Origin of the sequence: Virgibacillus halodenitrificans, from assembly GCF_001878675.1 — a bacterium.
GTDB lineage: Bacteria > Bacillota > Bacilli > Bacillales > Amphibacillaceae > Virgibacillus_Q > Virgibacillus_Q halodenitrificans.
This window is the reverse complement of record NZ_CP017962.1, coordinates 3,414,023-3,425,908: the sequence shown is the minus strand read 5'-3', so window position 1 is coordinate 3,425,908 and position 11,886 is coordinate 3,414,023. Positions and strand designations below refer to the sequence as shown.

General features: G+C 39.1%; 12 protein-coding genes. All 12 read left to right on the top strand.

Annotation, left to right across the window (positions count from 1 at the left end; translation table 11 throughout):
- Positions 1–455: 455 nt before the first annotated feature.
- Positions 456–2,639: a S8 family serine peptidase gene (locus BME96_RS16980; protein ID WP_083547508.1), complete on the top strand. Its 2,184-nt coding sequence runs from the start codon at positions 456–458 to the stop codon at positions 2,637–2,639.
- An 857-nt stretch (positions 2,640–3,496) separates the two neighbouring features.
- The gene (locus BME96_RS16975; RefSeq protein WP_019378209.1) at positions 3,497–3,865 is read left to right on the top strand and encodes an ATP synthase subunit I; all 369 of its coding nucleotides are present in this window, start codon (positions 3,497–3,499) and stop codon (positions 3,863–3,865) included.
- A 23-nt stretch (positions 3,866–3,888) separates the two neighbouring features.
- Positions 3,889–4,611 (top strand): F0F1 ATP synthase subunit A, encoded by a 723-nt coding sequence (gene atpB / locus BME96_RS16970; protein WP_071649722.1) that lies wholly within the window; start codon positions 3,889–3,891, stop codon positions 4,609–4,611.
- Positions 4,612–4,705: 94 nt separating this feature from the next.
- On the top strand, positions 4,706–4,912 hold the full coding sequence (gene atpE, locus BME96_RS16965) for a F0F1 ATP synthase subunit C (protein WP_019378207.1): 207 nt from the start codon (positions 4,706–4,708) through the stop codon (positions 4,910–4,912).
- Positions 4,913–5,042: 130 nt separating this feature from the next.
- Entirely contained in the window at positions 5,043–5,570 is a 528-nt protein-coding gene (atpF, locus tag BME96_RS16960) for a F0F1 ATP synthase subunit B (protein ID WP_019378206.1), read from the top strand.
- Entirely contained in the window at positions 5,567–6,112 is a 546-nt protein-coding gene (locus BME96_RS16955) for a F0F1 ATP synthase subunit delta (protein ID WP_060678144.1), read from the top strand. The genes atpF and BME96_RS16955 overlap by 4 nt, the downstream gene beginning before the upstream one ends.
- Before the next feature lie 18 nt (positions 6,113–6,130).
- A complete protein-coding gene (gene atpA, locus BME96_RS16950; protein ID WP_019378204.1) occupies positions 6,131–7,639 on the top strand; it encodes a F0F1 ATP synthase subunit alpha in 1,509 nt (502 codons plus the stop codon).
- A gap of 104 nt (positions 7,640–7,743) precedes the next feature.
- Entirely contained in the window at positions 7,744–8,601 is an 858-nt protein-coding gene (atpG, locus tag BME96_RS16945; RefSeq protein WP_071649721.1) for an ATP synthase F1 subunit gamma, read from the top strand.
- 27 nt (positions 8,602–8,628) lie between these two features.
- On the top strand, positions 8,629–10,038 hold the full coding sequence (atpD, locus tag BME96_RS16940; protein ID WP_071649720.1) for a F0F1 ATP synthase subunit beta: 1,410 nt from the start codon (positions 8,629–8,631) through the stop codon (positions 10,036–10,038).
- A gap of 94 nt (positions 10,039–10,132) precedes the next feature.
- On the top strand, positions 10,133–10,528 hold the full coding sequence (locus tag BME96_RS16935) for a F0F1 ATP synthase subunit epsilon (protein ID WP_019378201.1): 396 nt from the start codon (positions 10,133–10,135) through the stop codon (positions 10,526–10,528).
- A gap of 302 nt (positions 10,529–10,830) precedes the next feature.
- Positions 10,831–11,061, top strand: coding sequence for a DUF1146 family protein (locus BME96_RS16930; RefSeq protein WP_019378200.1), 231 nt, complete (start codon positions 10,831–10,833; stop codon positions 11,059–11,061).
- Between the two features lie 102 nt (positions 11,062–11,163).
- Entirely contained in the window at positions 11,164–11,880 is a 717-nt protein-coding gene (locus tag BME96_RS16925) for a YwmB family TATA-box binding protein (RefSeq protein WP_071649719.1), read from the top strand.
- Positions 11,881–11,886 lie beyond the last annotated feature (6 nt).

Here is an 11,886-nt window from a genome sequence, read left to right as displayed (position 1 = left end):
TCCCCCAGAAGTCTCCGTATTTTTCCTACGCTACTATTTACTATTATACCTAGAAAGAAAAATTGCGTCTGCATACACCCAGAATGTGCTGTGTACGAATTGATTGGAGTGGAAGGCGGCGACTCCTGCCGGAATAGCATGAGGCGAAGACCCTGGACGGAGCGTAGCGGAGGAAGCGGCTGAGGCCATGCCGGCGGAAAGCGTCCGCCTGAAATGCAAATCAATGGGTGCTTCCTCTGTAAAATGAATTACTCCATTCGCCACAAGTTATTTCGCAGTATATCTATATTGTGAATTATTGTAAAACCCCAACATAAATATTTGAACCTTTTTCTGTAAGAGCCCAAATCTTTTTAAGCTTACATAATACGTGGCCTTTTATAAAAACCCAGCCACATCTGCATGTATAAACTTCTTTTTATTCCTAAAACTACCTAGGAAAGGAGTACATGTATATGCGGCATATTTTTTTGGTATTGATCCTCACTATAAGCATTGCCTTTTCCATTCAGTTACCTCAAGCAGCCTCAAAGGAGAAAGAGCTTCAATCCGTTATTATTGAAGTTGAAGGAGATCCGCTTGAACATAAAAAGTATATTAAAACATACCATCCATTTGTAAAAGTAGTAGAAACATATGACACCCTTTTTAAAGGATTGGCTTTACAAGCTCAAGAAAAAGATTTGGAGAAAATGGAGTCACTTGAATTTATAAAAAATATTCACGGTGTGCAAACATACGAGGCAATTAGCATAACTGAAAAGAATGCAGATCAACATGCTGTGCTTCCATCTGCAATAAACCAAACGGGTTATACAGGGAAGGGTGTCAAAGTTGGTGTGATTGATACAGGAATAGATTATACGCATCCAGATTTAAAAAAGAATTACCAGCAAGGTTATGACCTTGTTGATTTGGATGAAGATCCGATGGAGACTCTTCCCGAAGAAGGCCTTCCAACATTACATGGTACACATGTTGCAGGAATTATTGCTGCAGATGGAGAGCTTAAAGGTGTGGCCCCAAATGCAGAGATTTACGCATATCGGGCTCTTGGTCCAGGTGGAAGTGGTACCTCTGTACAAGTGATTGCTGCAATGGAAAGAGCGGTTAAAGATGGAGTGGATGTAATGAATTTATCGCTTGGCAACACCGTTAATGGACCGGACTACCCCACAAGCATTGCCGTTAATCGTGCCATAGAGCTAGGAGTTGCAGTAGTAATTGCAAATGGAAATAACGGACCAAATAACTGGACAGTTGGTTCACCAGCAACTGCATCAAAAGCATTGTCAGTAGGCGCTACTAGTGCTCCTGCGAGTATTCCTTTCTTGTATGAACCTGTAACTAATAAGGAAATTCCTCTTCTACCGATGATTGGCTCTCTCCCGTGGGGATTAGAAAAGTATTATCCAATAGTTAATGCCGAGGACGGAAAAGATATGTCAGGAAAGATAGCGCTTCTTCAACGAGGGAAAATTCCTTTTTATGAAAAAGCAAAGCAAGCTGAAATGGCTGGAGCGATTGCAGTGTTAATTTACAATAACCAGGAAGGTTTGTTCCAAGGTATGGTAGAGAACGAAAATGATCCATTAACTGTACCGGTAGCAGCAATTACTAAAAAAAGCGGACAATGGCTAATTGAACAAATGAAACATGGCACCAAAGGGGTGGAAACGATTTATAAAGAAACTCCAGCTGGTATTGCCGATTTTAGCTCGAGGGGACCAGTCACTGTAAATTGGGATATTAAGCCAGATGTGCTTGCTCCCGGTACATCTATTTTAAGTACAGTTCCTGCTGGCTATAAAGAGTTACAGGGTACAAGCATGGCAGCACCACATGTGGCAGGGGCTATTGCTCTACTTAAAGAAGCACAGCCGGATTGGACAGTTGATCAGTTGTTTGGAGCATTAAAAACGACCGCAGCTCACATGGAAACAGAAGAAGGAGAATCTTTGGATCCGATCGTTCAGGGGGCGGGAGAAATCCGTCCAGCTGAGGCAATTAACACGAACACAATTATTTATAATTCATTACTTGCTTTTGGAAAAGCCGATGGGGGAACAACAAATAAGGAGAAGAAGTTAGTGATAGAGAATATGACAAATCAACCAAAGACATATTCTTTCGATATACCAATGAAAGAAAAAGGAATCAGTTGGAATTTACCCCTCTCATTCACCTTGCAAGGTGGGGAAAAACGTAAAGTCCCTATTAAATTGACTATCTCCACTACACAACTGGAAGAAGGTTTGCATCAAGGGTGGTTAAAGCTTACGGAAGATGAAAAAACATATCAACTTCCATATTTATTTGTTAATAAGTCGGCAGATAATCCAAAGGCCATGGGATTCGAATTCTCATGGAAGTCATTTTCTAAAGATATGTATATGTATCGTATATATATGGCTGAACCAGCTAAACGAGTAAAGATTGACCTGTACGACCCTGATACGCTTCTGTTTGATAGAACTATCCTGGAGATGGAAGAGCTGGAGACTGGGATAAATGAAGGACAGATCAGAAAATCGGCAGTAGGTAAATCTGGTCAGTATAAAGCATTAATCACGGTCTATTTGGAAGATGGTTCTATTACCACCCATGAAACCCAATTGCAAATTGACGAAGAAAGCTAGAAGGCATTACTTTACTTAGGTAAGCTATAAATTCTATAGAGTGTGAGGCAAGTTTAAATGGTTAATCACTGCTAAGGAAAAACAAATGGTTTAAAAATTCATGCTTTAATCTCCTCGCCATAGAATTTTTGTGGCGAGGAAATTTTTCTGCGAAAGACAGATGGTTATCTATGTTGGCGGATCAATTTCTTCTGCAATTAATAGTTTTTTTCTTATGGCTTGGCTAAATAACTATAAAATCAAAACCCCGTCAAATGGGGATTGTTTTAATAGCAGAAGGCATTATATTTCTTGAATAAAGAAATTCAAAAAGTGTTCACAAAAACGTCACTTAAATATAGTAGGATTTCCTTTATAATAATAGGGGGATTTCAGTGTCATTTCCAGATTGGCAATCCAAATGGAGGAATACCCTTTGGTGCATGATTCATAATGGCAAAAACAGGTAAAAATCCAATTTTAATCAGATACATGAACGGTATTAATTTTGATCCGTGGTTTGCGAAATGCTGCCCGACAAACGAGTTTGTTTCTACCAGTATATTCAAAAAATATTGGAAGTAATATGCAAGTCAAAACTGAGCTAAAACCAATTGACAATAGGGTTGTGCTCATGTACACTTGCTTAGTGTGGACTAGTAAGGGGTTTCATTAATAGATAGGAAATTTCTCTAATATATGATAAAGATATACATATTATATCGAGTTCTTTTTACAGTTGCTGTGACCTTCCGCACACTTCCTATATTTTTTTATAAGCTATTGTGAAAAATGCGCAATTTGGCTTTCTATGAGGTGAAAGCAAGAAAAACTATTCTTGTGAGAATTCTGCAAAAAATACGAGAGAAGAGGGAATTATGTCGCAATATGAAAACATGATAGCACGTCAGCGAAAATGGATGTTCTACCTTCTTGCACTGCTCGTAATTGGGGCTGGATTCACGCCATACTCCCGCATTTTCCTAGGTCTTTTATTAGGAAGTTCAGTAAGTTTCTACAATTTATATCTACTGCAGAAGAAAATAGCCGACTTTACAGATGCGGTTGCGGATAAGCAGCCTGCAAGAGGGCTCGGTACTGTTTCAAGGTTTGCAGCAGCAGCATTAGTAATCATCATCGCAATGCGTTTTGACACGTACTTTCATATCATTTCCGTTCTAATTGGATTAATGACATCCTACCTGGTCATTATGATAGATTTTGCTATTTTTAAGAATAAGAATTAATACATGAAAGAGGGGTGAATAAGGTGGATCATACAGCACCGATAGTAGAAGATGTATTTGGAATTTCCTGGCTGGATTTCAATATGTCGAATGTATTAATGATGTTTATCACATCACTCATTGTTTTTGTTCTTTGTGTATTGGGTGCCAAAAAGCTGCAAATGAAGCCGACCGGTGCACAAAATGTTATGGAGTGGGTTCTGGACTTCGTTAAGGGCATTATTAATGACACGATGGATTGGAAGACTGGTAAGCTATTTCTTCCATTAGCTTTGACACTGTTCACATATATTCTGGTTGGAAACATGCTGGGGGTAGTAACGAATGGAGTTGTCGGACATGACGTGTGGTGGAAATCGCCTACAGCTGATCCGGGGATTACATTAACACTATCAGCTATGGTAATTGTATTATCCCATTTCTATGGAATTAAATTAAGAGGTGGAAGTGAATACGTGAAAGACTATTTCCGTCCACTACCATTTTTATTTCCAATTAAGATCGTGGAAGAATTTGCGAACACGCTAACACTCGGTTTGCGTTTGTTCGGTAACTTATACGCTGGTGAAGTACTGTTATCTCTATTAGTAGGTTTAACCACTTCTGGTGTTTTAGGCTTCCTTGGAGGAGCAATACCATTCCTGGCTTGGCAAGGATTCAGTGTATTTATTGGAGGAATACAGGCATTTATCTTCACCATGTTGGCAATGGTTTACATGTCACATAAAGTAAGTGAAGATCACTAATTATGTTAATTAACCAGTTTTAATAGTAACTCTATTGAAACCGGAAATTATTTTTTAAAAAACTTATACAACTATTTTGAGGAGGATTTATATTATGGGAGCTTTAGCAGCTGCAATAGCAGTAGGATTAGGTGCATTAGGTGCTGGTGTAGGTAACGGTTTAATCGTGAGTCGTACAGTTGAAGGGATTGCTCGTCAACCTGAACTAAAAGGTCAACTTCAAACAACAATGTTTATTGGTGTAGGTTTGGTTGAGGCAATGCCGATCATCGCGGTAGTTATCGCATTAATGGTAATGTAGTTAAATAGATACACCACTCAAATGGCGAAGATCATCTTCCATAGAACCTTCGCCGTTGTTTATACTTATTAATTATCGAACATGATTATATATGTAATTCACTAATTATGAAGTGAAAGGAGTGAATTCTGTGCAAGCATTCACTGAGTATTCAACTATTTATGCCGCACTTGGTGGTTTTCATGTCGGCGACATGCTCATGCAATTGTTCTTCTTCATCGTTTTGCTTTTATTGGTAAAGAAATTTGCTTGGGGCCCAGTAATGGACATGATGAAAAAGCGTGAAGATTATGTAGCTTCCGAAATCGAAACAGCTGAAAAAAGCCGTGCAGATGCTGAAAAGGCATCTAAGGAAGCATTGGAACAATTGAAGCAAACGAAGCAAGAAGCACAAAAAATGATTGAAGACGCGAAAAATGCCGGAACTCGTCAGGAAGAAGAGATTATTCAAGCAGCGAGAGCCGAGGCTGATCGTATTAAAAAAGCAGCACAGGCTGATATACAGAATGAAAAAGAAAAAGCATTACAGGCTTTACAGGATAAAGTTGCATCACTATCTGTTCTTATTGCCAGCAAGGTAATTGAGAAAGAAATCAGTGCACAGGATCAAGAGAAGCTAATTAATGATTATATTAAAGAGGTAGGAGAAGAGCTATGAGTGAAGCAGTAGTTGCCAAACGATATGCAGATGCTCTTTTCCAAATTGGAAATGAAAAGACTACAATAAAGCAGTTTGGAGAAGATCTGCTTGTAGTAAAAGAAGTATTTGAAACAAATGAATCGTTATATACATTCCTAAAGCATCCTCGTGTTAATAATGAGAAAAAGAAACAATTCCTGGCAGAAGTGTTTCAAGGTCTTCATGCAGATGTCGTTAACACATTAAAGATACTTGTAGAACGTCATCGAATTGAGATCACTTCATCCATTATTGATCATTTTATCCAATTAGTGAATGATGCAAAAGGAAGTGCAGCAGCAACTGTATACTCGGTTCGTGAACTATCAGATGCGGAGCGCAAAGAACTGGAAGTTTCTTTTGCTAAGCGATTTAATAAGCAAGAAATCCAGCTTGAAAACGTGGTTGATCCTTCCCTTATCGGTGGGATGAAAATTCGTATGGGTAACACCATTTATGATGGTTCCGTTAGTGGAAAGCTAAGAAGAATCGAGCGGGAAATTGTTACTGCAAACAAATGATGATAGGGGTGAAATGGTATGAGCATCAAAGCTGAAGAAATTAGTAAGCTGATAAAGGAACAAATTGAAAACTTTGATTCAGATATTGAAGTAAGTGATGTCGGAACAGTTATCGAAATTGGGGACGGTATCGCACGTGCTCACGGCCTTGACAACGTTATGGCTGGAGAGCTTGTTGAATTTTCCAATGGTGTAATGGGTATGGCGCAAAACCTGGAAGAGAGTAATGTTGGTATTGTTATTCTTGGCCCATATACAGACATTAAAGAAGGCGATGAAGTTCGTCGTACAGGACGTATTATGCAAGTACCAGTTGGAGAGGAATTGTTAGGACGTGTTGTTAACCCACTTGGACAGCCAATTGATGGTAAAGGTCCAATTGAAACATCTAAAACACGCCCAATTGAAGGACCTGCTCCAGGCGTAATGGATCGTAAATCAGTTGATGAGCCATTGCAAACAGGTATTAAAGCAATTGACGCGTTAGTACCAATTGGTCGTGGACAGCGTGAGCTTATCATTGGTGACCGTCAAACTGGTAAAACAACTGTAGCTGTAGATGCTATTCTAAATCAGGCAGATCAAGATATGATTTGTATCTATGTAGCCATCGGTCAAAAAGAATCTACAGTAAGAGGTACAGTTGAAACACTACGTCGTTACGGTGCATTAGATTATACAATCGTTGTATCTGCTGGTGCATCTGATCCAGCTCCATTATTATATCTTGCACCATATGCTGGTGTATCCATGGGTGAAGAATTCATGTATAACGGCAAGCATGTATTAGTAGTTTATGATGACCTATCTAAACAGGCTGCTGCTTATCGTGAACTTTCCCTATTGTTACGTCGTCCGCCAGGCCGTGAAGCATTCCCAGGGGATGTATTCTACTTACATTCACGCCTATTGGAACGTGCTGCTAAATTAAATGACGATTTAGGTGGCGGTTCATTAACTGCATTACCTTTCGTTGAGACACAAGCTGGCGATATCTCAGCATATATCCCGACAAACGTTATCTCGATTACAGATGGACAGATCTTCTTGCAATCTGATCTATTCTTCTCTGGGGTGCGTCCGGCGATAAACGCAGGTCTCTCCGTATCCCGTGTAGGGGGATCAGCTCAGATCAAAGCAATGAAGAAAGTTGCAGGTACATTAAGACTTGACCTTGCTTCATTCCGTGAGTTGGAAGCATTCTCTCAATTTGGATCTGATTTGGATAAAGCAACAAAAGCAAAACTTGACCGAGGAGCCCGCACAGTTGAGGTTCTAAAACAAGGATTGCATAAACCATTAGTTGTTGAAAAACAAGTAATGATCATATACGCATTAACAAAAGGATTCCTTGATGATATTGCTGTAGAAGATATCACTCGTTTTGAAGATGAATTCCATGTGTGGTTAGATTCAAACCGTGCTGAATTATTGGCATCTATCCGTGAAACAGGAAAACTTCCAGAAGCAGAGGATATGAACGAAGCAGTAGAATCATTTAAGAAGACATTCTTGCCTACAGAGTAATATAAAAAATAGTCTGTATCGTTAGAATCTATAAATTCTGGGGATACAGATTCATGATACTAAAAACGAGACGCAACCTTTTAATGAAAGGGTGGTGAAAAAGCTTGGCATCACTAAGAGATATTAAAGGTCGGATCGATTCGACCAAAAAAACAAAACAAATTACAAAGGCTATGGAACTGGTTTCCGCCTCTAAGATGAGTAAAGCAGAACAAAATGCAAAAGCATTTGTTCCATATAGTGAGAAAATCCAAGAGGTTGTAGCAAGTATTGCAACAAGTAATATGGATGCAAGTCACCCGATGCTCAGTAAGCGTGAAGTTAAGAAAACTGGCTATCTTGTGATTACTTCTGATAGAGGCTTGGCAGGTGCATACAACAGTAGTGTATTGAAACGCCTTCATCAGACAGTACAGGAAAACCATCAGTCCACAGATGAGTATACAGTAATCGCAATTGGGCGAATGGGATATGATTTCTGTAGAAAACAAGGAATGCCTGTAGCTAAGAGTATTATTGGTGTACCTGATCAGCCGAATTTCTCAGAAATTAAGGAATTGGCGTCTGAAACAGTGCAAATGTATATAGATGAAGAGATTGATGAGCTAGTCATTTTCTATAATCATTATGTTAGTGCTATTTCACAGGAAGTAACAACAACGCAGCTGCTTCCTATTACGAATATTCCTCATAATAGATCAAGCAGCCAATATGAGTACGAACCAAGTCAGGAGCAAATCTTGGAAGTTCTTTTACCACAATATGCAGAAAGTCTTATTTATGGAGCATTACTAGATGGTAAAGCAAGTGAGCATGCTGCTCGTATGACAGCAATGAAGAGTGCTACGGATAACGCAGATGATCTCATCGGAGATTTAACGCTGTCTTATAACCGTGCACGCCAAGCAGCTATTACGCAGGAAATCACTGAAATTATCGGTGGAGTAGCTGCATTAGAATAGCTCGAAAGTAAGTTAGGAGGGAAATCGATGAGCAAAGGACACGTTACACAAGTTATGGGACCAGTCGTAGACGTTAAATTTGACGACGGCCAGATCCCAGCTATATATAACGCTTTGAACATCATTGTTGAATCCGAAGATGGCTCTGAAGCAACTACCCAAACGCTGGAAGTTGCTTTACATCTTGGTGATAATAGTGTTCGTACTATCGCGATGGGTTCCACAGATGGTGTTAAGCGTGGCATGATCGTAGAAAATCTAGGAAGACCAATATCTGTACCAGTAGGTGAGGTTACCTTAGGACGTGTATTTAACGTACTTGGGGAGAAAATTGACCTTGATGAGCCATTGGCAGCAGATACTCGTCTAGACCCGATTCACCGTGAAGCACCAAAATTTGAAAACCTGTCTACAGAATCAGAAATTCTTGAAACAGGAATCAAAGTTGTAGACCTTTTAGCACCATACATTAAAGGTGGTAAGATTGGTCTGTTTGGTGGAGCCGGTGTAGGTAAAACCGTATTAATTCAGGAGTTAATCAATAACATTGCCCAGGAGCATGGTGGTCTGTCTGTATTCGCCGGTGTTGGGGAACGTACACGTGAAGGAAATGACCTTTACTATGAAATGAAAGACTCTGGTGTTATTACAAAAACTGCTATGGTTTTCGGACAAATGAACGAGCCACCTGGAGCACGTATGCGTGTGGCATTAACTGGTCTTACAATGGCAGAGTACTTCCGTGATGAGCAAGGACAGGATGTACTATTCTTTGTTGACAACATTTACCGCTTTACACAAGCAGGTTCTGAGGTTTCTGCACTACTTGGCCGTATGCCTTCAGCAGTTGGTTATCAGCCAACGTTAGCAACTGAAATGGGACAATTACAGGAGCGTATCACTTCAACTGATAAAGGTTCTGTAACATCTATTCAGGCAATTTACGTACCAGCGGATGACTATACAGATCCGGCACCAGCTACAACATTTGCTCACTTAGACGCGACAACCAACTTGGATCGTAAGCTTTCTGAGCAAGGGATATACCCAGCGGTTGATCCGCTAGCTTCAACTTCTCGTGCATTGGATCCAGAAGTTGTTGGGGATGAACATTACGAAGTTGCACGTGAAGTACAGAGTACACTTCAACGCTATAAAGAACTTCAGGATATCATTGCAATCCTTGGTATGGATGAGCTTAGTGATGAAGACAAGCTAATTGTAGCTCGTGCCCGTCGCGTACAGTTCTTCTTATCACAGAACTTCCACGTTGCAGAACAGTTTACAGGACAAAAAGGTTCTTATGTTCCAGTAGCGGAAACTGTAAAAGGCTTCAAGGAAATTCTTGAAGGTAAATACGATGACCTTCCAGAGGATGCATTCCGTCTTGTGGGCCGTATTGAAGAAGTAGTTGAAAAAGCAAAAGGAATGGAATAATAGACATAAGGTAGAAGTCTGTCTAAATTAGAATGGTCGCATGTTTTACATAAATTCAGCGACCAGCTTCATGCCTGTCTTAGGAGGGGTTACATTGAAAACACTAACTGTGAGTGTTGTTACTCCTGATGGTCCAGTCTTGGAAGATAGTTTTGAAATGGTTAGCTGTAAAGCAGAGAGTGGAGAACTTGGGATTTTACCAGGTCATATTCCACTAGTTGCTCCATTAACAATTAGTGCAGTACGTTTAAAGCACGAAAACCGTGTGGAGCATCTTGCTGTGAGTGGTGGGTTTATGGAGGTTCGGCCGGAAAAGGTAACAATTCTTGCTCAATCTGCAGAAAAACCATCTGATATCAACGTTCAACGTGCCAAAGAAGCAAAAGAACGTGCAGAACGCCGCCTACAGTCTAAGCAAGACGATGTCGACTTCCAAAGGGCAGAATTAGCACTCAAAAGAGCATTGAACCGCATTAATGTGGGCCAATAATACAAACAAAAGGCTTCTGCACTCTCTGTGCAGAAGCTTTTTGCTGTTGCAGTAATTGTAGGTTTTAATGTATTCTGCGGCGGATAACTTTGCTCTGCAGCTGTCTAATCTAATCGGCGACGAATAGCTTTGGTGGTATTTATGCTGTAAGTAATTGTCGTTATTTCCCGGGAAATTATTCTATATTTCTACAAAGACTCTGTGTTTTTCCATAAAAAGCGTTTTCACTAAATGCAAGTCGTTGACTTTTGCTATTTTAAATGGCAGAGTATCTAGTAGGTAATTTAACGAAGGTGGTTATTATGTTTTCAATTGGACAAATGGCATTATTCAGTATGGTATCACATTTAATATTTATTTATTTGGCATGGAAATTAATGCTTGCAATTAATTTTGATCCGATCATTCGTAAAGGAAAGGCCAAGGAAGCACAAGTCTTTTTCCTGTTAATCGCTATCGTAATTGGAACAGGTGTTAGTAGATTTTTCCTTGATATTCTTCAATGGTCAAGTGATCTGATTTATTTTTTCTAAAACATAACAATAGCAATCTAGTAAATGTCGAGTTTTGTTTTGTATACTAAAGAAACCCGCTGTCAATACTATAACTAATTATGTATTGCAGGGGGTTTTTTTATGTTTAAGAAAGTGGCACTTATTAGTATTCTATTATTTTTTATAACAACTGAGACAATAGCAAAACAAGCATATGAGGATGAGTTAACTGATATCGCTAATACGGTGTTGGAAAATAATCTGACGATCACATCCTGGCAAACCACAATAAAACAAAAGATTGATAGAAAAAAGATAGATGATTTAATTCTGGATTTAAACAATAGGTATTTAGTCACTAGGAAAGAAACTGAAAAAAGTTTAAACTATTCTTTTGAGAGCACACATAAATCAGGTGAAATAAACGAACAATATAATGTTGTCGTTCCTAAGGATAATATGTATTCTATAGAGTTCATCGCAGTAATTAAAGGTACGAAATGGAGCCATGAGACTCAAGAAAAATACGTAAGAAAGCTAAAAAAAATATCAGATCGATATTTCAATCAAACGTCAAAAAAATTTGCTTGTCTGACAACTAGTAATGATGGTATAATTAAAGGTGATTATTTTTTAAAAGATTTGACAAAAAAACTCCATATTCAACATGTACATACACAATATGACAACATGGTAAATTCGGTGCATAAAAAAATCCTTTACGGGTATACACCACTATGGAGCGAGAAAATTGTAGTAAAAAATACACCGATGAATGTGCAAGTGGCTGTAAAACAACATGAAGATGGAACACAGACATACATGATAGGAACACCTATCCTAATAAATGAATATTAATATTAT